Origin of the sequence: Neolewinella marina, assembly GCF_002631205.1 — a bacterium.
GTDB classification, from domain to species: domain Bacteria; phylum Bacteroidota; class Bacteroidia; order Chitinophagales; family Saprospiraceae; genus Neolewinella; species Neolewinella marina.
Genome location: NZ_PDLO01000002.1, coordinates 197,988 through 219,891, shown reverse-complemented (window position 1 = coordinate 219,891; position 21,904 = coordinate 197,988). Strand labels below are relative to the sequence as shown.

General features: G+C 63.1%; 18 protein-coding genes. 3 read left to right on the top strand and 15 right to left on the bottom strand.

What is annotated here, in order from left to right; translation table 11 throughout:
- Position 1 precedes the first annotated feature (1 nt).
- From CGL56_RS06340 to CGL56_RS06330, 3 genes are all read right to left on the bottom strand, one after another.
- Complete coding sequence (locus CGL56_RS06340; protein ID WP_099105693.1) at positions 2 to 862, bottom strand: glycosyltransferase family 2 protein; 861 nt, start codon at positions 860 to 862, stop codon at positions 2 to 4.
- A 75-nt stretch (positions 863 to 937) separates the two neighbouring features.
- Positions 938 to 1,912, bottom strand: a complete 975-nt coding sequence (locus CGL56_RS06335) for a polyprenyl synthetase family protein (RefSeq protein WP_099105692.1) — start codon at positions 1,910 to 1,912, stop codon at positions 938 to 940.
- Between the two features lie 19 nt (positions 1,913 to 1,931).
- Complete coding sequence (locus CGL56_RS06330) at positions 1,932 to 2,741, bottom strand: SdiA-regulated domain-containing protein (protein WP_099105691.1); 810 nt, start codon at positions 2,739 to 2,741, stop codon at positions 1,932 to 1,934.
- A gap of 200 nt (positions 2,742 to 2,941) precedes the next feature.
- Between CGL56_RS06330 and pdeM the strand changes: the two genes are divergently transcribed.
- The gene (gene pdeM, locus CGL56_RS06325) at positions 2,942 to 3,592 is read left to right on the top strand and encodes a ligase-associated DNA damage response endonuclease PdeM (RefSeq protein ID WP_099105690.1); all 651 of its coding nucleotides are present in this window, start codon (positions 2,942 to 2,944) and stop codon (positions 3,590 to 3,592) included.
- An 11-nt stretch (positions 3,593 to 3,603) separates the two neighbouring features.
- Here the strand turns inward: pdeM and CGL56_RS06320 are convergent, their stop codons facing one another.
- From CGL56_RS06320 to CGL56_RS06270, 11 genes are all read right to left on the bottom strand, one after another.
- A complete protein-coding gene (locus CGL56_RS06320) occupies positions 3,604 to 4,146 on the bottom strand; it encodes a hypothetical protein (protein WP_099105689.1) in 543 nt (180 codons plus the stop codon).
- 92 nt (positions 4,147 to 4,238) lie between these two features.
- Positions 4,239 to 4,580 (bottom strand): hypothetical protein, encoded by a 342-nt coding sequence (locus CGL56_RS06315; protein ID WP_099105688.1) that lies wholly within the window; start codon positions 4,578 to 4,580, stop codon positions 4,239 to 4,241.
- 5 nt (positions 4,581 to 4,585) lie between these two features.
- Positions 4,586 to 5,980, bottom strand: a complete 1,395-nt coding sequence (locus tag CGL56_RS06310) for a sulfatase family protein (protein ID WP_099105687.1) — start codon at positions 5,978 to 5,980, stop codon at positions 4,586 to 4,588.
- Between the two features lie 623 nt (positions 5,981 to 6,603).
- Positions 6,604 to 7,287, bottom strand: coding sequence for a haloacid dehalogenase type II (locus CGL56_RS06305; protein ID WP_099105686.1), 684 nt, complete (start codon positions 7,285 to 7,287; stop codon positions 6,604 to 6,606).
- A 3-nt stretch (positions 7,288 to 7,290) separates the two neighbouring features.
- On the bottom strand, positions 7,291 to 8,172 hold the full coding sequence (locus CGL56_RS06300) for an alpha/beta fold hydrolase (protein ID WP_099105685.1): 882 nt from the start codon (positions 8,170 to 8,172) through the stop codon (positions 7,291 to 7,293).
- Between the two features lie 133 nt (positions 8,173 to 8,305).
- Positions 8,306 to 9,082, bottom strand: a complete 777-nt coding sequence (locus tag CGL56_RS06295; RefSeq protein WP_099105684.1) for an oxygenase MpaB family protein — start codon at positions 9,080 to 9,082, stop codon at positions 8,306 to 8,308.
- Positions 9,083 to 9,225: 143 nt separating this feature from the next.
- Entirely contained in the window at positions 9,226 to 9,654 is a 429-nt protein-coding gene (locus CGL56_RS06290) for an SRPBCC domain-containing protein (RefSeq protein WP_099105683.1), read from the bottom strand.
- Between the two features lie 11 nt (positions 9,655 to 9,665).
- The gene (locus CGL56_RS06285; protein ID WP_099105682.1) at positions 9,666 to 12,305 is read right to left on the bottom strand and encodes a DUF7133 domain-containing protein; all 2,640 of its coding nucleotides are present in this window, start codon (positions 12,303 to 12,305) and stop codon (positions 9,666 to 9,668) included.
- Between the two features lie 94 nt (positions 12,306 to 12,399).
- Positions 12,400 to 13,839, bottom strand: a complete 1,440-nt coding sequence (locus tag CGL56_RS06280) for a M20 family metallopeptidase (RefSeq protein ID WP_099105681.1) — start codon at positions 13,837 to 13,839, stop codon at positions 12,400 to 12,402.
- 130 nt (positions 13,840 to 13,969) lie between these two features.
- The gene (locus CGL56_RS06275) at positions 13,970 to 14,260 is read right to left on the bottom strand and encodes a hypothetical protein (RefSeq protein WP_099105680.1); all 291 of its coding nucleotides are present in this window, start codon (positions 14,258 to 14,260) and stop codon (positions 13,970 to 13,972) included.
- 104 nt (positions 14,261 to 14,364) lie between these two features.
- Complete coding sequence (locus CGL56_RS06270; RefSeq protein ID WP_099105679.1) at positions 14,365 to 15,153, bottom strand: nitrilase-related carbon-nitrogen hydrolase; 789 nt, start codon at positions 15,151 to 15,153, stop codon at positions 14,365 to 14,367.
- 652 nt (positions 15,154 to 15,805) lie between these two features.
- Here CGL56_RS06270 and CGL56_RS18530 point away from each other — a divergent pair.
- Complete coding sequence (locus tag CGL56_RS18530; RefSeq protein ID WP_099105678.1) at positions 15,806 to 17,695, top strand: amidophosphoribosyltransferase; 1,890 nt, start codon at positions 15,806 to 15,808, stop codon at positions 17,693 to 17,695.
- Positions 17,696 to 17,722: 27 nt separating this feature from the next.
- Here CGL56_RS18530 and CGL56_RS06260 read toward each other — a convergent pair whose 3' ends face one another.
- Positions 17,723 to 18,820: an adenylate/guanylate cyclase domain-containing protein gene (locus CGL56_RS06260; protein ID WP_099105677.1), complete on the bottom strand. Its 1,098-nt coding sequence runs from the start codon at positions 18,818 to 18,820 to the stop codon at positions 17,723 to 17,725.
- Between the two features lie 278 nt (positions 18,821 to 19,098).
- Here CGL56_RS06260 and CGL56_RS06255 point away from each other — a divergent pair, with 278 nt between their 5' ends.
- The gene (locus CGL56_RS06255; RefSeq protein ID WP_099105676.1) at positions 19,099 to 21,855 is read left to right on the top strand and encodes a M16 family metallopeptidase; all 2,757 of its coding nucleotides are present in this window, start codon (positions 19,099 to 19,101) and stop codon (positions 21,853 to 21,855) included.
- The last annotated feature ends 49 nt before the right edge of the window (positions 21,856 to 21,904 follow it).

The following is a 21,904-nucleotide window of genomic DNA, read 5'->3' as shown; positions in this document are numbered from 1 at the left end:
CCTAGCCGAAGAGGGTTTCCCTCAGGGCATCCTCGACCTGTTCGGAATGCGGCTCGCGCAGGATCTCAATGTCGTTGGGTTCCCAGCGGATGAGGCCGTCCCGCTCGAACTGCTTCAGCCAGGACTCCATAGGCCACATCTGCCATTTGGAATGAAAGCGGCGCGCGTTACTGACGATGTCACTCAGGTGGTTGTAGGGCGGGGAGTATACCGGATGGTATTGGTGGAAGACGCGGGCACCGCAGCCGTAAAGGGGCAGCCGGGTAGCCCGGGCGTTGAAGGCGAAATCGGTGTCTTCGCCCCCGTAACCGACGTATCCTTCGTCGAACCCGCCGAGGCGGGCAAAATCCGTGGCCCGCAAGCCGAAGGCCAGCGACCAGAAGAGGGGGTAGGGCAGGGTCATGATATCCCGCCCCGCGGGAAGCCGGGGCCGCCGGGGATGGGGCTGGGCCACCTGGTTGAGCAGGCTGAAGGACCAGCCGGGAGCCGCCGCTCCCTCCGGCAGGTAGCGCACCTCACCCATCACCAGACCGTGGGTAAGCCCGACGGCCGCTTCCAGTTGTTCCAGGTAGTGGGGGGCGGGGATACAGTCTACGTCGAGGAAGGCCAGAATATCCCCCTCGGCGGCGGACGCGGCCCGGTTGCGCGCGGCGGCCAGCGGCAATTGATGGTGGTCGGAATTCAACTGGAGCGGACGGAGCGGACAACCCGGGTCGGGCAAATCGCCCGGAATGTCCTCGTTCATGAAGACGACGATTACCTCGTGGGGGCGGGTGCGTTGCCCGGCGATGCCCCGCAACAGGTTGTGGAGGTGGGCGCGGCGGCCGTGTACGATGGTAAGCAGACTGGTCTTCGGGGGCATAATCAATCGGTTGGGGTTAGGGCGCGCTGATTACAAGAATCACCGCTACTTAAAGTTCATACCCCGAACCTGCGATTAGTAATCCCGATCTACCACATAATTTACCAATTGTTCCAATCCGTCGCGGGCGGAGCTGGGGGGCAGCCCCCTGAGCAGGGCAAAGGCTTCATCGCGGTAGCGGAACATGGCGGCCTCCGCGTAGGATATCCCCTCGCTTTCGCGTACGAAGCGCAATACCTCCTGCACCCGGGCGGGGTCGTCGCTGTGCTTCTTGATGTTGCGGATCATCCGCCGCCGCTCGGAGCGCGTGGCCTGGTTAAGGGCGTGGATCAGCGGCAGGGTCATCTTCTTTTCCTTGATGTCGATGCCACGGGGCTTGCCAACGTTGTCGAGCCCGAAATCAAAGAGGTCGTCCCGGATCTGGAAGGCGATCCCGATCTTTTCCCCGAAGGCGTGCATCCGCTTCAGGGTGGCTTCGTCGTCGGTGGCCGAGGCGGCACCGGCGGCACAGGAGGCGGCGATGAGGCTGGCCGTTTTCTGGCGGATCACCTCGAAGTAGATCTCCTCGTCGATGTCCAGGCGGCGGGCCTTCTCGATCTGCAACAGCTCGCCCTCGGCCAGGGCTTGCACGGCGTCGGAGCTGATCTCCAGGGTGCGGTACTGCTTGTTGGCCAGGGCGATGGACAATCCGCGGGCCAGGAAGTAGTCGCCCACGAGTACGGCGATCTTGTTCTTCCACAGGGCATTGATGCTGAAGAAGCCGCGGCGCTCGTAGCTTTCGTCCACCACGTCGTCGTGGACCAGGCTGGCGGTATGCACCAGCTCGATCAGGCTGGCGGCGGTGTAGGTATCGTCGTTGATGCCACCGCAGGCCTGGGCGCTGAAGAAGGTGAACATGGGGCGCATCTGCTTCCCCTTGCGGCGCACGATGTAGTAGGTGATGCGGTCCATCAGGGGCACCGGCGACCGCAGGGTCTCGCGAAACCGCTTCTCGAAGGTCTCGAGCTCACGGGCGATCGGTTGCTTTATCAGGTCCAGGCCAGTGGCCATCGGGGGGAGTTGCGGATGATTAGGGCGCCAAAGGTAGCCTATATATCCGGGCCGGTTCACCGTCGCGGGCCTCGGTGCTGATGTAGAGGGTGCCGTCCGCGGTGAAGGCCAGTCCCTCGGCCTGGGGCAGGAACCGCTTGTCGAGTTTGCGCACCGTTTCTATGCGCCCCTCCGCATCCGCGACCAGGAGGCGGTTGCCCACGCTGCTGGTCAGGAACAGCTGGCCGGTGAGGGGGTGGATCGCCAGGGCGGAAGGGCTGAAGTCGTCCTCCCGGGGGATGCTGTACGCAGCTTCTTCGCCGAGTTTTTTCGTCTCCAAATCGAAGGCGAAGATGTAACGGTTCTCCTTCGACATACCGTTGCCCTTGGGGTCATCCTTGCAGGCCAGCAGCAGGCGGTTGCGGGTGGCGTCGTAGGCCAGACCCTCCACGTCGTTTTCCCCCTTCAGCCAGGTGTTGTATTCCTTCACCCGCTGCTCGTTGGTGCCGGGGGCGGTGATGCGGTACAGCCGGCCGTTGCTTTTGGTTACCCATACTTCGTTCTCGCCCACGGTGGCCAGTCCCTCGTAGTCGCCGCTTTCCCAGAACTCGGTGCGCTCCAGGATGGAACCATCGGCCAGGGCCAGGCGGTACAGGATGCCGTATTCGTCCTCAACGGCCAGCAAGTCACCGTTGCGGATGGTCAGGCCGGAGATTTCGTCCAGTTCCTCGGGCAGTTCCCCCACCAGCTGGGGGTTGTCCAGATCATAGGGGAACTGGGCAGCCAGGGGGGCGGGGCCGCAGGTGCCGATGGAAAGCAGCAAGAGCAGGGCAATCAGGTACGGATGCATGACCCTAGAAGTCTTGACAGGGCGAATTGGTTCCCCTGGTTCGCCCGCGAGTTGCCGGGGGGGCGAGGGTTTCTTTCTTCCGGAAATTTGATGGCGGCAATGTGGCTGCGGGTAAGCCAGTACACAAACCGCGGGATTGGCTATTGTGATCCGGCCCGGCAGAAGAACAGGACCCCGCCAGATCGTACTTTTGCGCCCCCATGGAATCCGTCACCATCGCCGGGGAGCAACTGCAGCTCCATCCCGACCGCGCCATCTACTGGCCGGCGCGGAGCATCCTGCTGCTCGCCGACCTCCACCTCGGCAAGGGAGCCCACTTCCGGCGGGCGGGAATCCCCGTTCCCCGGGGGGTAAGCGCGGTGAATTTCGCCCGGCTGCACGAGCTGCTGCGGGTATTTCGTCCCCGCCGGGTACTGCTGCTGGGCGACCTGTTCCACAGCGACCACAACCATGTCTGGCGCGACTTCTGCGACTTCACAACGGCCTATCCCGATCTGAGCTTTGAGCTGGTGCCGGGCAACCACGACGTATTGCCCCCGACGGCCTACGCGGAGGCCAGCTTGGTGTACCACCCGGAAATCATCACGGAGGGGGCCTTCAGTTTCAGCCACCATCCGCTAAAGGAAGACCAGCGGCTGCCGGGGCACTACAACCTTTGCGGTCACGTGCACCCCTGCGTAAAGTTGCTCGACGGGAGTGGGCGGGGCATGAAGCTGCCGGCCTTCTACTTCGGAGTCCGGGAAGGAATTCTGCCCGCCTTCGGGGAATTTACGGGCTGCGCCGAAGTGAAGGTGCGGCCGGGGGACCGCGTCTTCGTCCTGGCCGAGCAGGCCGTGCTGCCGGTGCACTGAGGCGGGGTTGTTCAGCGGAAGCGCAGGGAAAGCTGCCGTCCCTCCAGGGTTTCGGGTGCCTTGTCGAAAAGGAGGATGGTGTAGGCCAGTCCCCGTCCCTCCCGGTACAGGGCAATGAGTTGGGCCTGCTCCTTGTCGCTGAAGCTACGCTTCGGGCGGAAGGTGTACATCCGCGCCCAGTCGGCCCCGTACAGCGCCAGCTCCTCCTCCCCGAAGCTGTGCACGGCGGTCACGGCGTCCTCGTCGTTGCTGCCCAGGTTCATGGCCAGGGTGGTGGCGGCCAGGTGGGGCAGTTGGTAGTAGCGGTCGCCCTCGTGCTCGGGGCGCAGGTGGAACCGCAGTTCCAGCTTTTCGCGCCGGGAAGCCATGGCGTAGTGGTCCTCCAGCCAGCGGTTTTCGTTGCGCAGGGTGGTTTCCCGGAAGTCACTGTCCAGGGGGGCGGTGAATCGGATGTCCATGCTGTCCAGTCGCGTGATGAAGTCCGGGGGCAGGTCCATCTGTGCCGGAAGGGCAGCGGCGAACAGCAGCAGGAAAAGGAGGGGGAGGAACGGCATGGCTAAAAAACGCTGGCTTCCCCCAAGGTATTAACCGGCCAGGGAAAAAACGGGGCCTACGGCACGGCACGTCCGCTCGCTGACGCAGGTGCCTACCACGCCGAGCGGAGCCGCTCCACCAGCAGGTTCGTGATGCGGCGATTGATCTCACTCTCCTGCTGCAGGTAGTACCCCAACTCCTCGGCCGAGAACTGCCCGATCACGATGCCGAAGAGCAGGCCGCGGAGGCGGTTATCGCGGGTAACCAGCTCCTTGATTTTCTCGAAGCGGCGGGCGGCGGGGACCTGTTCCGGGTTGACCTTCCGCTTCACCAGGTAGTGGCGCAGCATGGCGGTGAGCAATTCGTGCTGCTGCTTGAGTACCGGGCGCAGGGTGGCATTCTGGAAGGCTTCTTCCGGTGAATCACTGGCCTGGGTGTCGATGGTGGGGCGCATGGGCGTCAGTTGAGCCGTTCGGACAACTGGTCCGGGGCCGGTTTAACGGTGGCCCGGTGGCGGGACAGGTGGTCGGTAATTTGCTGGATCACCTCCGGGTGGAGTTCGGCAATGTTGGTGGTCTCTCCGGGGTCGTGACCGAGGTGATACAGCAGGGGCTTGGCGTGCTCTTCCCGCTCCCCGAACTGCCCGTAGGCACCCTGGGTAACGTAGTGAACCTTGTAGTCGCCCAGGCGCACGGCGTAGGGCCTGGAACCGCGGTAGTAGATCATCTCCCGGCGGGGACTTTCGGCCGCGGTGAGGAGGGTGACGGAGAGGTCGATCCCGTCGATGGGGCGGTCGTCGGGGACCGCCACTCCGGCCAGGGCGGAAAAGGTGGGCAGGAAGTCCAGTGTGCTGCCGATGCCGCGTACGGTAGCCGGGGCTACCCGCCCCGGCCCCCAGAAAATGGCCGGCACCCGGTGGCCGCCTTCCCAGGTGGTGCCCTTGCCGGCGTACAGGGGGCCGGCGCTGCCGCCGTCGAGGCCGTAGGAGAGCCAGGGGCCATTGTCCGAGGTGAAGACCACGATGGTGTTTTCGGCCAGCCCCTCGGTGCGGAGCAGGTCCAGGATCTGCCCCACGCCGTGGTCGATCTCCTCAATGACGTCGCCGTAGAGTCCCCGGTGGCTGCTGCCCAGGAAGTCGTCGGAGGCGAAGAGGGGTACGTGGGGTAGGTTATGGGCCAGGTAGATGAAGAAAGGATTGTCCCCCTGGCGCTTGATGAAATCCATGGCTTCCTGCGTGTACCGCCGCGTGATGGTGCGTTGGTCGGCGGGGCGCTCCACGACGGTGGTGTCGCGCAGGAGGGGGACGTTGAAGTTTTCGCTGCGGATCGAGTCGTGGGGCTGCTGCCAGAACTGGTGGTACGGCAGGTGGGAGGACATATCCATGTCGTTGGAGTAGGGGATACCGAAGTAGGTATCAAAGCCGTGGGCGGTAGGCAGATACTTCGGCAGATGCCCCAGGTGCCACTTGCCGATGGCGGCGGTGGCGTAGCCGGCCGACTTCAGCTGCTCGGCCAGGGTGATTTCCGTGGCGGGCAGGCCACCCGTACTGTTGGGGAACAGCACCCGGTGGTGGTCGCTGGCCATGCCGCTGCGGACGGGGTAGCGACCCGTGAGCAGGGCCGCGCGGCTGGGGGTGCAGACGTTGGCCGCGACGTAGAAGCTCGTCCACCGCTGTCCTTCCCGCCCCATCTCGTCCAGCCGCGGCGTGCGGATGGTGGGGTGGCCGTAGCTTTCCAGGTCTCCGTAGCCCAGGTCGTCGGCGAAGATGACGATGATGTTGGGGGAGCGGGAGTCCTGTGCCGCCGTCCATCGGGGCATAAAGAGCAGCATAGCCAGGAAAACGAGAAAGCGCATGAACGGGAACTTTACCGAAAAAGTACGCTTTCTCGCTGATTGGACGGTTCCTCATTCCCAAAGGGAAGCCTCGGGATAACGGGGCGTGGCGGTTATTTCCCCGTCAGCCGGTGGCCCATGATCTCCGGTCGCGCTGCCGGAAGGGGTTACCGGTTCCTATCGGAGGGGAGAGTGTAGATCAAAAGGGTATAAAAAATAATGATCCAGGTCCGTAAGTGATCAGGCCACACAGCAAACCCGTGCCCACGCTGATATGCCGAAGGCGCAATGCACCCCCCTTGCGAAGACAAGCCTCCGTGCGGGATTGGGCAGGCGGACAAAGAACAGGTAAGTGCCCAAGGCCCAGCTGACCTTGATGGACGGATAGTCTGGCGGCCGTTAGGGACGCCGTGGCCGCATAACCAGGCTTAATTACCCGGCAGGGAAGGTTTGCGGTCTGATGGTAGGGTTACCGGTACGGGCTCGGGGCGGGGCGAGGGAAGCAGGCCGGAGCGTTCCAGTACTGAAATGAGTGCAGGTAGTAATTGCATAGGAATCAAGGGTTCAGGAGATTACTCCCCATAATAACACCGCAGGGTGGTGCAAATTGCGGTTCTGCGGTATTAAGTTCAGTTTGGACCGGACTATGTCATATTGTCGGTCAGGCGATTGGCTAATATAGTTAGGTCGGTAGCGGTCCACGTCGGCGGATCGGCCAGCGGATAGGTGGTCTGCCCCGGTCGGCTGATGAAGGCCGTTTGCAGTCCAGCCCAGGCGGCACCGGCTACGTCCCAGCCGTGGGCGGCTACGAGGAGACAATCTTCCGGTGATACCCCGACGCGCCCGGCGGCCCAGTGGTATACCTCAGTGGCGGGCTTGAACTTGCCCACCGCCTCCACGCTGAGCAAGTCCTCGAAGTAGGGGGCCAGGCCGCTATTGGCCATCTGCTCGGCCAGGGCGTCGGTACCAGAATTCGTAAGGGTAAAGAGGCGGTAGCCCGCTCCCCTCAGCCGCTCCAGGGCCCCGGCTACTTCGGGGTGGGGCGGCAGGGAACGGATGGGCTTCAGGGCCGTTTCGGCCTCCTGCTGCGAGAGCGCGATGTCGTGCTTGTCGGCCACCATCCGTAGGGTAGCGGCACCGATGGCTCCGAAGTCGGTATAGCGGTCCGCCACGGTGACCACCAGGGAATACTGCAAGAGGGTGGTGAACCAGGTGGCGACGAGCTCCTGGCGGCCGTTCAGGGCCCGGGCCACGCTGTCCTTTACCGGCTGCAGGTCGAGCAGGGTTTCGTTGACGTCGAAGAAGATCACCCTGGGGGAGCGGGGCATGGCCTATTGGTTTTGGGGGTGGATGAAGGCGGCGATGCGTTCCGCGATGGCCGGCGCCTGGTCTTCCTGCAGGAAATGTTTGGCAGGCACCTGGTGAATGGTCGAGAGGCCGGCCACCCGTTTGACCTCCTTTCCGTAGCGGTCGTAGGTCAGGGTCGGGTCCTCGCTGCCCCAGATGGCCTGGATGGGGTAGGGGGCACCGTGCACGGCCCGGTAGCAGCGGTCGCGGAAGGCCTCGGATTTATCGAAGCTCCGCATGATCTTAAGAAAGGCGGAACCTCCGTCGTCCCGTTTCAGCAGGTCCACGTAGGCGTTGCGTTCCTCGGCGGGGATCTGCTCACTGTCGGCCACGCCCAGGCCTTTCCACATGACCTGCCAGGTGAGGTGATTGATGGTAGCCAGCTCCGCTTCCCCCGCCACCGGCAGTTCGAAGGGGCGCATGGGCAGAGGCTTTTTGAAGTTGACCACGTCGATCCAGGTGTTCAGGATGGTCAGCGACCGGATCCGGTCCCGGTGGTCGGCGGCCAGGGCAAAACCAACGGGCCCGCCCACGTCGTGGACCACCAGGTGGTAGCGGTCCAGTCCAAGTGTTTCCGCCACCTTTCCGGTGAAGCGTGCCAGGTTGGAAAAGCCATAATCGAAATCCTTGGGGCGATCCGAAAAGCCCAGTCCGGGCAGGTCGAAGGAAATCCCCCGGAGGCCGCGTTCCGCCAATCCGTCGATCACCTTCCGGTACAGGAAGGAGGAGGTGGGCACGCCGTGGAGGCAGAGGACGGGCTCGCCCTGCCCCTTCTCCAGGACGAAGGTTTGCAGTCCTTCCACGGTGATGAATCTGCCGGCGGCGCGGTGGGATTCCAGTACTTCGGCGGTGGTGCGGTGGCTCATGGGTTTGGCTTGGTGTCAGGGGGGCGGTTGCGCGGTGCATATGGAACCGGCATGCAGTGCCTAACCCGACCTTTACCCCTAATGTTGATGGTCGCGGGGCCATGGTGACGCGTTCCTGCCCGAATCAGGTTTGTCAGGGCATCCGGTGGCCCGGGGCGACGTCGAGACTCCGGATTTCATTCTTGTAGGCCGAGGGCAGGATGAGCGACTTCAGCAGGCCGTCCAGCCGGAAGCGCCGGCTCCACTTGTAGGATCCGAGGAGGGGGCGGATGAGGGAGTCGCGGCGGTAATCCAGCAATTCGGCAACGCGCCCGGGTACGACCAGGCGCTGGGCTTCGCCCAGCAGGAAGTAGCGCAGCGGGCCAAGGTGCTTGCGGTACTGGCGGAACAGGTCGTCCGTGTAGGGGCTGCGCGCCAGGTTCCGGTTGAGGTGGGCCTGGCGGTCGTCTTCCCACTCGGGGAAGGTGGCGGGCAGGTCCTTTACCCCCATTCGGCTGCCCACCCGGTGGAAGACGGTGAATACCTCTTCCTTTTCCGGTGGGGTCAGGGGGTGCTCCAGGATCTCATGGGCTCGCATGGAGTAATCGATGAGGAGGTAGAGGACGTCACGGTAGGCCCAGTCGGGAATGCGGGTGCCCCGCTGGGCTTCTACGGCGGAGTGGATGTGGGCCATGGCGTCGATGGCGCGGTGGGCGGCGGCCTCCTCCGAGAAGACGATGGTGCGGGCGTAGGCCACCGTGGAAAACAGCCGTCCCATGGGGTCGGTCGGGAGCCTGCCGGTGAAGTAAAGCCAGTCAACGGCCTTGTTCAACGCAAATTCGGCGGCCGCCCCCGCGAAGATGAACAGGATGGTATCGCCGTTGCCCCAAATGCGGCGGACGATGGAGTGAGGGGCGACGAAAGGGGGCATGCTCAGGAGGTTGTAGGCCTGTCTGCACCTCCGTACTGGTATAATGCAGGGCTACCTCTTCTACGAAAGCCTGTTCCTTAAGTTCTTTGGAAAGGAAAGTAAATGGGGTGCAGACTTCAATCCGACAATCGATCCCGGAGTGGCTATCCTTGAGCGGCCTGTTCCCCGGCGTAGCGGCCGAAGTTATCCAGAATGGCCTGCCAGCCCTCCCGCTGCTGCTCCAGGGGGTATTCATTTTCGGGGTCAAAAGTAACGGTGACTTCGGTTGCCCCCCCTTCCTCCGCAAAGTCAACCGTCACCCGCCGGCCGTTGGTGAAGGTGTAGGCCAGGTGTTTTTCCGGTTGCACCGCATTGTAGGTGCCGGCCATGTCGAAACTCATGCTGCCGTCCCGGGCCGCCATGGTAATCCGGAAGTCGCCGCCGATCCGGAGGTCGTTCTCCGCCGCCGGGCAGTGCCAGTCGCTGGAAGCGAAGTTCCAGTTGACGATGTGGTCGGAGTCGGTGTAGTAGTGCCAGGTAAGGTCGCGGGGAGCCCGGGCGGTGGTGCGGACGGTGATCGGGTCGGTGGCCATATGAGGACGGTCTATTTCTGTTGTGCCAGGTAAGTTACCAAAGAAGCGAGTTCCTCAAAGGAGAGGGCGTTGGCCAGGCCTTCCGGCATCATCGACATTGGCAGTTCCTCCCGGTTGGTGATGTCGCTCTTCTTCAACCGGGCGCTGTTGCCGGCCACGTCGCGGATGGTCAGGGCATCGGCGGATTCGGCGGTGACGAAGCCCACGTGGGCCTCCCCGTCGCGGGTCTCGATGAGGTAGGAAGAGAAGCCCTGGGAAATGGAGGCGTTGGGTTTCAGGATCGACTCCGCGATCTGGTCGCGCGACATGATGGACCCGATCTGCCCCATGAAAGGCCCCTTCATCACCTGCCCTTTTTCGATGCTGTGGCACGCCATACAGCCCTGGCTCACGAAGAGTTCCTTGCCACGGGCGGGGTCGCCCTCCAGTTCGGCCAGGGCCAGGATGACGTCCTCGATGGAGGCCTTGCCTACCTGCCCCTTCTCCTTGGAGATGGCGGAGAGGTCTACCTCGGTTTCCGCAATGGCTTCCTCGGTTTCCACGCTGCCCAACTCGTCGATGCCCAGGCGGTAGCGGTCGTTCAGGCCGGCGAAGAAGGCCGCCTTTTCGGATTTTCCGGCGTCGGCTTCTTGGAGGAGAAAGGACTTGATGCGTTCCGAGGATTCCCAGCTTTCACCCTTGTAGTAGGGGCCGTGGGTGTCCGGGCGGGTGCTCCACCACCAGTCGCCCTTGTAGGGTGCCTCCCGGTGGTAGAGGCGGGCCAGGGTGTTCAGGATCTCTTGCTGGAGTTCGGGGTCGTCCTGCTTAGCGTAGGCGGTGGTCAGCCCCTCCACGGCGGCGGGGTCGTGAAGGTAGCGAAGGGTCCACAGCGCCAGCCGGGGATTGTCGTCGATGGCAGCGACCGCGGCGTCCACGGCCTTTAATTCCACCAGGGAACGGACCGCCAGGTGGGGCAGGACAACACCAGCATTGGGGGTGGCGTGGGGGCCTTCCGTGCCGGCGGCGGGTGCTTTCAGGGAGGCGGGTACGGAAACTTCCAGCAGCGTAGGTGCGGCTTCCGGACGGCCGAGGCGGCCCAGGGCTACGATGGCGGCTGCCTGCACCCGGGGGTTGGCGTCGTGGACGGCGGTGAGGAAGGGTTCGAGGGGTACGGAGGCCAGACAGCTTTTCCGGTCGGCCAGGGCGCGGAGGGCGAACTCCCGCATCTTGTTTTCTTCGCTCAGCTCAAGCAGCTTTTCCGTACCCTCGCCGCAGGTGATCTGGGCGTAGGTATACACGCCGGCTACCCGGGCGGCCAGCGACTGGGTAGGGTCGCTCGCCACGGTCCAGGCCGCGGCGGCGGCTTCTTCGGCGGGGCGGTTCAGCAGTTCCTGTTGGGCGTGGAAGCGGGTGACGGAATTACCCGCCCGCAGGAGTTCTCCGAGCCGGGCCACGGAGGCCGTCCGCAATTCGGGAAACGGCTCGTAGGACCAGCCCTCCGGCACCACCTTCACCACGTAGCCCTTGTCGGGGCTGCCGCGGTAGCCGGCACCGTCCCAGGCAGCCAGGAACATCCGGCCGGAGCCGTCAACGTCCACGTCGGTGATCTGGGGGAGTTCGATGAACGGCTCCTCCGTCTGGGTGAAAGTAGGCCCGTCCCGTTCCACCCGGTGGATGTAGAGCTGGTTCCGGCCCCAGTCGGCCATCAGGGGCACGTGGTTGTAGCGGGCCGGCCAGCGGTTGTCGTCCAGGAAGTAGCTGCCGGTGCCTGATCCGCCGCCCACGTCGACCAAAGCCGGCAGGATCTCATCCGTGAAGTGCTTGAAGAGAGTAGGGTAGCCGTACTCCCCGCTCTGGAGGTAGTGGATGAAGCGCACGTTCCACCCGCCACCGTCGTTGGTGTTGCCGCGGGTGAAGATGTTCATGAAGGGGTCGATGGCCACGTCGTAGATGTTGCGGGTGCCGTGGGCGTACACCTCCATCTCCGTGCCGTCCGGGCGCACCCTCACGATGCCACCGCCGAGCATGGTGTGCTTGTTGCCGGAGCGGTCGGTGGCCTCGTGGTAGCCGAAGTCGCCCACCGCGATGTAGATCCATCCGTCGATGCCCATCCGGATGCCGTTGGTGGCGTGGTCCGTACCCCGGTCGCTGAGGGGGGTGGGGGAGCTGATGTGCTTGATCAGGGGAGTGGCGGGGCCGTCAGCTACGCCGTCGCGGTCTTTGTCCTCGAAAACGACCAGGTCCATGCCCGTCGCCACGTCGTCGTCGCCCTCGAAGGCGGTGTGCAGTACGTAGACGCGGTCACCGACGGCCATGATGCCCCGGGGGTTGTCCACCCGGGTGAATTCCGTGTGCGACTCGTAGGTGCCGTCGTTGTCGGCGTCGACCAGGCGGACGATGCTGCCGTAGCCGGGGTCCTTGCCGAGGGAACCCATTTTATCCACCCCCACAAATACTTCGCCGGTGGGGAGTACCGCCAGGCAGGCTGGGCTGGGGACGATCTCCGGGCCGGCGATGTTCTCCATGACGAGGGAGGCACTGTCCGCGGAAGGCGTGAAGTATTCGTCGAATTCAGCCAGGTCGGCAGTGGTAGACACCGGCCGGTCGGAGCCGCAGGCGGCCAGCAACAAAAGGTTAAGCAGGCCAAAGCCAAGCCAGGAACGAGACAACATAACAGAACAGGTTTTTACCCGCGGCAGCCACGGGCAGCGTAACGTGCGGCCCAAGATAGAGCGCAGCCGGGGGCAGGCGCAAGGGTTTCCGGACTTAATTTGTCGAACCGACATTTATTTCACCCATGCACTTTTGCAGAAAGGTGGTGTAGACCTTCGGGCCCTCGTGCAGGATGGCGTGGGGTATGTGCTCGTCCCTGTTGTGCACCCGGTCGAGGTAGCTGCGATCCAGCCGGACGGGCACTGAGGCGAAAGCGGGTACACCATGGGAACGGAAGAGCCCCAGGTCGGAAGAACTTGGCAGGAAGATGCTGGCCACCTCGCTGTCGAGGTAGTGTTCCCGGATGCTCGCGGAGAGGTATTGAAAGAAGGGGCTCCGGGGGCTTGATGGCAGGGTTTCCGGCATTTGCTTGAGGACGGTGATCCTGATGTCCGGGTTATTCATCCGTCGCTCAAGCCGCGCCAGGAACTTTTCCGGAGAAGTCATTGGCAACAGGCGGCAATCCAGCAACGCCGTAGCGGTCGGCGCCAGAATATTGACCACCTCATTCCGACTGTCGAGGCCGGTCAGCGTGATGGTGTTGGAAAACAGCGCGAAGATCTCCGGTTGCTTTCGCAGTTGCGCCATCAGCAGCGGCCTGAACATGCGCGGGTGCTTCATGACGAAGCCCGTGACGCCCTTTTCCATCCGGCCGAGTTGGCGCAGCAGGGATACATTCAGGTCGGTATAAATACCCCGCTGCCGCTTGCGCAGCAGGCGGTTCAGGGCCGTCACCATTTCCCGGTTGGCGTACTTCAGTGGGGTGATGGACCCGTGGCCAGTGGTTTCCACGGAGACTTCCAGTTTAAGCCACAGGGCATTCTTGTGGGCTACGGAAATGCCGAATATCTCCCGCTCCGGGAACCGCCGGAGGACTTCTGTAACGGCGGGTGGCCCTTCGCCGATGACTACCGCCGGATTCAGGAGCTGCAGGTAGTTTTCCACTACGTACCGGGCTCCCCCCGCGCACTGGTTTTCCTCGCAGGAAACGGCCAGCAACGTCACGTTGTAGGGGATGGGTTGCCCACGGTAGCTGGCCTGGGCCTCCAGCACGGTGGACAGTTGTATCATAGCCACTCCCTTGTTGTCGAAGGCGCCCCGCCCCCATACTTCCGTCTCGGTGACGGTACCGGCATACGGAGGGTGTTCCCAGGTGCTGGGGTCTTCGGCGGGCACCACGTCGATGTGGTTCAGAAAGATGATGTTCGGCAATCCCGCCTCCAGCGGACGGATGGAGGCGGCAAAGTTGTAGTTGCCGTCCGCTTCCCCCATGGGCGTGATGTGGAGTCCGTTTTCGGCGCACAGGGTTCTCAGGAAATCACCGGCCGCTTTCTCGCTCCCGCTGACGGATGGGTACTTGATGTACTCGCTGAGCACCGAAGGCAGGTCCAGCGGCTGTCCGAGGTGGCGGATCGCGGGCGGTTGGGCATGGAAGTAGCCGCTGCTGAGCAACAGCAGGGGGAACAGGTAACGGATGGTCGTGGCGGCCCGCATAGCTTCGTGATTTCCGGTCCGGCAATCGGCACGACTCCGGGAGTGGAGACCTTGCAGCACGAATCAGGGTAGACCTATAAGATAGGCCCGGAAAGGACAGCGGGCAAGCCTGTGGGACTCTGCGGTCGGCTTAGAGAAAATCCAGCGACAAATCCGGCGGCGAGCCGATCAGGCTGCGGAAGGTGTTGTCGGCCTTGTGGCAGGTGAGGCCGTCGGGCATGGCGGTGAGGATGAAGTGAAAGGTATTGTCCTCCGTGCGGTAGCTGCCCTCTACCGGGCCGCGGGCGGTGGGGATGGTAAACGTCGCCTGGTCCGCGTCGCCGGAGAACTGTCCGCCCCGGGCGGTGATGGCCTCATCGAAGCGTGCGACGAGCTCCTCGACGGACTGGTGGAAGGTGATGGGGAATTCACAGTTGGCCATGACGATACGGATTGAGGGTGGTACCTATGCAGGTCATTCCGGCGGGATATGTTTGCGCTCCGGGGGGCTTTCTGAACGGGGGCGGCGGCGCGCGGGTGCCGGAATCATAAGTCGTAAAGCCGGGGCCGTCGCTCGTCCAGGGCCGCGATCCTTTCCCGGGAGGCGTCGACGGCGGCGAGGTCAATGTCCGCGCTGATCCATTCCTCCGTCCCGGCCGAGCCGCGGGCCAACACCGTTCCGTTGGGGTCGATGATCATACTGTTGCCGGAGAAGGTGGTGCCCGCGTCGGTGCCCACCCGGCCGGCACAAACCACGAATACCTGGTTCTCGATGGCGCGGGCCCGCAACAGGCTGGTCAGGTGTTCCACCCGCACGGCGGGCCAGGCCGTCGGGACCAGCAGCACCCGGGCACCCCGTAGCGTGAGGGTGCGGGCTACTTCCGGGAAACGGAGCTCGTAGCAGGTCATCACGCCGAAATTGGTACCACCCGCCGCGAAAAAGCCCAGGGCACCGCCGGGGGTGAGGTAGCGGTCTTCGTGGATGGGGGCAATGGAAACCAGGTGGGTCTTGCGGTACTTACAGGCCAGCTTGCCGGCGGCGTCGATCACGGCCGCGGTGTTGAAGACATCGTTGCCGGTGCGTTCGGAGACGCCGACTACCACGGTAGCGCCGAGTCGTGCCGCCTCCCGCTTGATGCCCGCGAGGTGATTTTCGTCCCAGGTCACGGCCCGCTCCACGATGACGTCCATGGCGTAGCCGGTATCGCACATTTCCGGGAACAGCACGAGGTCGGTTTCTCCGGGGACGAGCTCTGCCAGCAGGCCTTCGATCCGCTTCAGGTTGCGGTCGACGGCCCCGAGTTCGGCGTTGAATTGGTGGACGAAGATTTTCATGGGGGAACGTTGGGGAATAATTGGAGGCACGCTTATGCTTAGTGGGCAGCACCCCGGAAGTTCGCATTCCCCCGCAAAAAAGCGGTACCGGCGCAACAACACCGATACCGCACGCAACACTATGAGCCTAAGGGATTACAACTTGAGAAAGGTATTTACCGTCATGCGGTAAGTGCCTGGGCGGCGGCGGGCGCGGGTGCCAGGAACAGCAATAGCAGGCAGGCGCCAAGGCTTGCCGGGCACCGGGGGTGGGTAACGAAGGATGCAGTGCAGAGGTAGGGGGTGTGCTCATAGTGGATTGGAAATAGGAAAAATGGAACGGGCCGTGAAATCGCCCCGGCGTACCTCGCCCATCGGCTAATCGGTGGGTGATGTGCCCGAATTTACCGGCTGCGTCCCCTCGGAAATGGCAATTGTTATGTGTAGGTGGGATCCTGGAGGGTAGACAGCGGAATTTTGAGGGTAAACGACAGGAGTGGCGGTCCGGAAACAGGGCGCTGGAGAGCGGTTCGGCCCGGCCGCCGGGTTCCGGGCGGATGGTAGAGGCCGGTTGCTGGGCGTCGTGGCACCCGCGCGCCGCCGCCCGGCGTATACCCCACGTGCCCGACAAAACGTTGTACCTTTGACCCTCCCGAAAAAAGGGTGTCCCCTTATGAGTGAAGCCATCCACCACGAGTGCGGTCTTGCAATGATCCGGCTCAAGCAGCCACTTGATTACTACAACAAGAAGTACGGTACGCCGCTGCACGGCCTGAAATGCCTGCAGCTGCTGATGCGCAAGATGCGCAACCGCGGACAGGACGGGGCCGGCATGGCCACCATCAAGCTGGACCACCCCCCTGGAAAGAAATTCATCAGCCGCAAACGCTCCAACGCCTCCAACTACCTGGACGACCTGTGGAGCGGCGTCTACCGCCGATTTGACGAGCTGACCCCCAAGCAGCTGGCCAACGGGCAGTGGATGAAGGAGAACCTGCCCTACACCGGCGAGCTGATGATGGGCCACCTGCGCTACGGCACCCACTCCACCAACGCCATCGAAACCTGCCACCCCTTCCTGCGGCAGAGCAACTGGAAGACGCGCTGCCTGATCGTGGCCGGCAACTTTAACCTGACGAACGTCAATGAGCTTTTCCAGGAGCTGGTGGACCTCGGGCAGTACCCCAAGGAAAAGTCGGACACGGTGACCGTGCTCGAAAAAATTGGCCACTTCCTCGACGACGAGGTACAGCGCATCCACACCTGGCACAAGCCCGAGGGCTACACCAACATCGAGATCAACGACATCATCGCCGAGGAACTCGACGTGCAGCGGCTGCTGAAGCGCGCCAGCAAGAAGTTCGACGGTGGCTACGTCATGGGCGGCATGATCGGCCACGGCGATGCCTTCGTGATGCGCGACCCGGCGGGCATCCGGCCGGCCTTCTACTTCGAGGACGACGAGTTCGTGGCCGTGGCCTCCGAGCGGCCGGCCCTGCAGACGGTCTTCAACATCCCCATTGCCTCCATCAAGGAGGTCGAACCCGGCCACGCCCTCATCATCAAGAAGAGCGGCAAGACCTCCATGGAGCCCTTCACCAAGCCCCTGCCCCGGGCCGCCTGCTCCTTCGAGCGGATCTACTTCAGCCGCGGCAACGACCGCGACATCTATCTGGAGCGGAAGGAACTCGGCCGCCGCCTGGCCAGGTCGGTCGCCCAGGCCGTGAAGTACGACTTCGACAATACGGTGTTCAGCTACATCCCGAATACTGCCGAGACGGCCTTCTACGGCATGATCCAGGGACTGGAGGACGAGCTCCACGACTGGCGCAAGAAAGAAATGAAGCGCCGCAAGAAGGACGGCAAGAAGGGCTTCGGCAAAGTGCTCAAGACCAAGGTCCGCAACGAGATGATCGTGGTGAAGGACGGCAAGACCCGCACCTTCATCGCCGACACCTCCAGCCGCGACGATATGGTCAGCCACGTCTACGACGTCACCTACGGCATCGTGCGCGACGAGGTGGACACCCTGGTGCTGCTGGACGACAGCATCGTGCGCGGCACCACCATGCGCGACTCCATCATCAAGATCGTGAGCCGACTGAAGCCGAAGCGCATCATCATCGTGAGCAGCGCCCCCCAGATCCGTTACCCCGACTGCTACGGCATCGACATGTCGAAGATGGGCGAGTTCGTGGCCTTCAAGGCCATGGAGGCCCTGCTAGAACAGAAAGGGAAAAAGCGGCTGCTGAAGCAGGTCTACAAGAAAGCCCTTGCCGAGCTGAAGAAACCCGACAACCAGCAGAAGAACGTGGTCAAGGAACTCTACGACCAGTTCAAGTACGAGGACGTGAGCAGCAAGATCGCCCAGATCATGACGCCCAAGGGTACCAAGCCGAAGGTTGACGTGATCTACCAGACGATCGAGGACCTGCGCGAGGCCTGCCCGAACAACAACGGCGACTGGTACTTCAGCGGCAACTACCCCACGCCGGGCGGTTTCCGGGTGGTGAACCGGGCCTTCGTGAATTACATGGAAGGCAGCGGGGAGCGGGCTTACTAAAGGTCAATGGGTTAAGGTGGCAATGAGTCAATGAGTCAAGGGGGCGACCGCGAACACCTCCAGCGGTTCCTTCCGGCCGCGGAGTTCCTGCCGGCCTACGGACCGGGTGGTGAAGTCGGGAATGGGTCCCAGGGCTTCCAGCAGGGGAGCGGAGACCAGTAGTTCTACGTTGAAGGTGTTGCAGAGGGCCTGGATGCGCGCCGTAGCGTTGAGCACGTCGCCGGTGAACATGACGTGGCGCTTCAGGACGCCGACCTCGCCGGTGGTGACGGTACCGCAGTGCAACCCGGCCTTGAAGCTGGGTTTGACACCAAATTCCTTGACGTACCAGTCGCCGCGGGCCCGCAGGTCGGTCTCCATGGAGAAGAAGCAGCGCAGGCAGTTCTGGGCTTCTAGCCCTTCCCGCAACTTCCAGGATACGATCATTTCATCGCCCACGTACAGGTACACTTCTCCTTCGTGGCGCACCACGGCGTCGGACAGGTCTTCGTAGTACGCCTTGAGCAAGTCGAAGTAGCGGCGGTGCCCGAGTTGTTCGGCAATGGTGGTGGAGGAGCGCATGTCGAGGAAGAGGTAGATGCGGTCCTCCTCGATGGGATGGTGGTAGGTTCCGGAAAGCAGGTTCAGGAGGGTGGTGTGGCCGATCACCTCGCTGACCTGGGCGTATACTATGGACAAGGCGATGACGACGGCCAGTTGCAGCACCGTGTTGAGGTGAACAACGCTCGTCAGGTAGCGGCCCAGTTTGGCCCACACGGCCGGGTCGAGCGGGGAGGTACCCATCTCCATGGCTGCAGCCAGGGGGTAGGTGACCAACACCACCAGGTGGACGAAGACCAGGTAGGCCAGAAACTTGTAGATCGATTTGCGCAGAAAAGTGGTGTGGGTGAACCACCGGCTGAAGAGGGTCAGTTCAATGTACCCAACCACCAGGCCGAGGAGGCCCATGGCGGAGACGGCATAGATCAGGATGCCGAGGTCGGGGAGGATGGCCGTGTCGTTTTCGGGGAATTGGCCACCGGCCGCTGACCAATCCAGCAGCAGGAAAATCATGGAGCTGATCAGCCAAATCGCCCCGAACGGCAACAGGCGTACCATTTGCCGCCGGGTTTTCGGATCGAGCATGGGGGTGGGTGTTCTTTCCCCTTAAAACAGGGGTTTCGGCGGGTGGGGCACCTGGTCCGGGGTGTAGTGGTCGGACGACTAACCGGTCGGACCACTAAGTGGTCCGACCAATTTTCGAAGGACGACTTTACAACAATCATACCAAAAGTACACCCAGCCCAGCAGACCCCGCCCCGTAACCGCTGGTCGGGTAATCCGCCGGATTGGTCTAATCCGGGGTGGAGTTGTGAAATAAATAGAGTCCTTTAAGGAGGATTATCCTTCACCAAATAACGAAAATGCGCTACAGCTTACTTTCTACCCTGAGCCTGTGCGGTGGGTTGCTATTTACTTTCAGCGGCACCCTGCACGCCCAGGCGGACACCCCGCCCGAGAAGATCACCAGCGTCGAGGGCGTGACCGAGTACCGCCTGGACAACGGGCTGTCGGTGCTGCTCTTCCCCGACCAGTCGGTACCCACCACCACCGTCAATGTCACTTACAAGGTCGGTTCCCGCCACGAGGCCTACGGGGAAACCGGCATGGCCCACCTGCTGGAACACCTGGTGTTCAAGGGCACGCCCGACCACCCGAACATCCCCCAGGAGCTCACCGAGCACGGGGCCCGGCCCAACGGCACCACCTGGTACGACCGCACCAACTACTTCGAAACCTTCTCGGCCAGCGATGAGAACCTGGAGTGGGCCCTCGATATGGAGGCCGACCGCATGGTCAATTCCTTCATCGCCAAGAAGGACCTCGAAAGCGAGATGACCGTGGTGCGCAACGAATTCGAAAGCGGGGAGAACGACCCCGGCGGCGTGCTGATGGAGCGGGTACTGAGTACGGCCTACCTCTGGCACAACTACGGGAAGTCGACCATCGGCTCCAAGGCCGACCTCGAAAACGTGCCCATCGAGCGGTTGCAGGGGTTCTACCGCAAGTACTACCAGCCGGACAACGCGGTACTGGTGGTCGCCGGAAAATTTGACCCCGCCCGCGCCCTGGAGCTCATTCAGGAGAAGTTCGGCCGCATTCCGAAGCCGGAGCGGGAACTGTACCCCACCTATACCCGCGAACCCGTCCAGGACGGTGAACGCTTCGTGGAACTGAAGCGGGTAGGGGACGTACAGGTGGTGCAGGCCGCCTACCACATCCCCGCCGGCCCCCATCCCGACTTTGCCGCCCTTTCCGTACTGATGAACACCCTGGTGGATGAGCCCAGCGGACTGCTCTACCAGGCCCTGGTCGAAAACGGCAACGCCAGCAGCCTCTGGGGATTCGCCCCCGCCCTGGCCGAACCGGGTTTCGCCTTCTTCAACGCCAACGTGCTGAAGGAAAATGACCTGGCGGAAGTGGAAACCAAACTCAAGAATACCCTGGACAGCCTTGCCCAGCATCCCCCCAGCGAGGAGCAGGTAAAGCGGGCCAAGGACGGCATTCTGAAGAACTTCGAACTCAACCAGCGCGACGCCAACCGCGTGGGCCTGCTGATGAGTGGCTACATCGCCCAGGGCGACTGGCGGCTGGGCTACATCTACCGCGACCGCGTGGAACAGGTGACCCAGGCCGACGTCGTCCGCGTGGCCAGCCAGTACTTCAAGCCCCAGAACCGGACCATCGGCCGCTTCTTCCCGGTAGCCGAGCCCGACCGCGCCGTGATTCCCGAAGTGAATGACCTGGAGGCCATTACCGCCGACTACCAGGGTCGGGAAGCCATCGCCGAGGGCGAGGAGTTCGACCCTTCCTACGAGAACATCGATAGTCGCACCGTTTCCGGTACCCTTGGGCGGAGCAAGAACATCGAGTACATGCTGCTGCCCAAGGAGACCCGCGGGAACAGCGTGAACGCCCAGCTGCGGTTCAACGTCGGCAACCTGAAGGCCGCCACCGGTCGCGCCTTCGCCGCCGGCAAGATCGGCCAACTGCTGATGACGGGCACCGAGCAATACAGCCGGCAGGAGATCCAGGACAAGCTCGACGAGCTGAAGGCCCGCGTCAACCTGTCGGGCGACGAAAGCATGGCCATCGCCTACATCGAAACCGAAAATGAGAAGCTGCCCGCCGTGATCGACCTGCTGGGTGAGATCATGCGCAACCCCACCTTCCCCCAGGAGGAGTTCGACAAGATGGTAAAGGAGCAGCTCGCGGCCATCGAGGAGCGCCGCAGCGACCCCCAGGCCATCGTCTTCAACGAAATGCAGCGGCGCACCAACAACTACCCCAAGGGGCACCCGGCCTACGTCCCCACCTTCGACGAGCAGGTGGAGGCCCTGAAGACCCTGAAGCTCGAAGATGTCCGCTCCTACTACCAGGATGTCTACGGCGGAAGCAACACCATCTTCGCGGCCAGCGGCGATATGGACGTGGAGGCCGTGAAGGAGGCCCTGGTCCGCAACTTCGGCGACTGGAAGAGCCCGGTGAAGTTTGAACGCATCGCGCGGGACTACCAGCCCGTGACCCCCGAGGCCGTCAAGATCGAGACTCCGGACAAGGCCAACGCCTGGTTCGTGGCCGTGCAGACCCTCCCCGTCGGCGACGCCCACCCCGACTACCCGGCCCTCGTGATGGGCAACTACATCCTCGGTGGCGGATTCCTGAACAGCCGGCTGGCTACCCGGATCCGTCAGCAGGACGGACTGAGCTACGGCGTTGGCAGCCAACTGGGCGCCAGCTCCCTCGACGAGCGGGCTACCTTCCTGTCGTACGCCATTTACAACCCCGAGAACCGGGAAGCCCTGGAAAAGGCCTACCGGGAGGAGATCGAAAAGGCGCGGACCCAGGGCTTCACGGCCGAGGAGCTCGCCGCGGCCAAGAGCGGATGGAAGCAGAACGCCGCCGTGAGCCGCGCCCAGGACCGCAGTATGGCCTCCACCCTCAGCGACAACGCCTACCTGGATCGCAGCATGCAGTGGGACAAGGCCCTGGAAGAACGGATGATGGCGCTCACCCCCGAGCAGGTCAACGCCGCCATTCGCAAGTACATCGACGTCGACAAGATGGTGCTGCTGCGCGCCGGTGACTTCGCCAAATCGGAAGGCGAGATCAAGCCGTAACCCTTTCGGCGAATTGACGTTACTTTTGGCGGGGCCGCCGGTGCAAGAG

What these genes read in the sequence shown, in the direction of transcription:
- CGL56_RS06340 (WP_099105693.1), bottom strand. Translation starts at nt 862, where the DNA reads ATGCCCCCGAAGACCAGTCTGCTTACCATCGTACACGGCCGCCGCGCC.
- CGL56_RS06335 (WP_099105692.1), bottom strand. Translation starts at nt 1,912, where the DNA reads ATGGCCACTGGCCTGGACCTGATAAAGCAACCGATCGCCCGTGAGCTC.
- CGL56_RS06330 (WP_099105691.1), bottom strand. Translation starts at nt 2,741, where the DNA reads ATGCATCCGTACCTGATTGCCCTGCTCTTGCTGCTTTCCATCGGCACC.
- pdeM (WP_099105690.1), top strand. Translation starts at nt 2,942, where the DNA reads ATGGAATCCGTCACCATCGCCGGGGAGCAACTGCAGCTCCATCCCGAC.
- CGL56_RS06320 (WP_099105689.1), bottom strand. Translation starts at nt 4,146, where the DNA reads ATGCCGTTCCTCCCCCTCCTTTTCCTGCTGCTGTTCGCCGCTGCCCTT.
- CGL56_RS06315 (WP_099105688.1), bottom strand. Translation starts at nt 4,580, where the DNA reads ATGCGCCCCACCATCGACACCCAGGCCAGTGATTCACCGGAAGAAGCC.
- CGL56_RS06310 (WP_099105687.1), bottom strand. Translation starts at nt 5,980, where the DNA reads ATGCGCTTTCTCGTTTTCCTGGCTATGCTGCTCTTTATGCCCCGATGG.
- CGL56_RS06305 (WP_099105686.1), bottom strand. Translation starts at nt 7,287, where the DNA reads ATGCCCCGCTCCCCCAGGGTGATCTTCTTCGACGTCAACGAAACCCTG.
- CGL56_RS06300 (WP_099105685.1), bottom strand. Translation starts at nt 8,172, where the DNA reads ATGAGCCACCGCACCACCGCCGAAGTACTGGAATCCCACCGCGCCGCC.
- CGL56_RS06295 (WP_099105684.1), bottom strand. Translation starts at nt 9,082, where the DNA reads ATGCCCCCTTTCGTCGCCCCTCACTCCATCGTCCGCCGCATTTGGGGC.
- CGL56_RS06290 (WP_099105683.1), bottom strand. Translation starts at nt 9,654, where the DNA reads ATGGCCACCGACCCGATCACCGTCCGCACCACCGCCCGGGCTCCCCGC.
- CGL56_RS06285 (WP_099105682.1), bottom strand. Translation starts at nt 12,305, where the DNA reads ATGTTGTCTCGTTCCTGGCTTGGCTTTGGCCTGCTTAACCTTTTGTTG.
- CGL56_RS06280 (WP_099105681.1), bottom strand. Translation starts at nt 13,839, where the DNA reads ATGCGGGCCGCCACGACCATCCGTTACCTGTTCCCCCTGCTGTTGCTC.
- CGL56_RS06275 (WP_099105680.1), bottom strand. Translation starts at nt 14,260, where the DNA reads ATGGCCAACTGTGAATTCCCCATCACCTTCCACCAGTCCGTCGAGGAG.
- CGL56_RS06270 (WP_099105679.1), bottom strand. Translation starts at nt 15,153, where the DNA reads ATGAAAATCTTCGTCCACCAATTCAACGCCGAACTCGGGGCCGTCGAC.
- CGL56_RS18530 (WP_099105678.1), top strand. Translation starts at nt 15,806, where the DNA reads ATGAGTGAAGCCATCCACCACGAGTGCGGTCTTGCAATGATCCGGCTC.
- CGL56_RS06260 (WP_099105677.1), bottom strand. Translation starts at nt 18,820, where the DNA reads ATGCTCGATCCGAAAACCCGGCGGCAAATGGTACGCCTGTTGCCGTTC.
- CGL56_RS06255 (WP_099105676.1), top strand. Translation starts at nt 19,099, where the DNA reads ATGCGCTACAGCTTACTTTCTACCCTGAGCCTGTGCGGTGGGTTGCTA.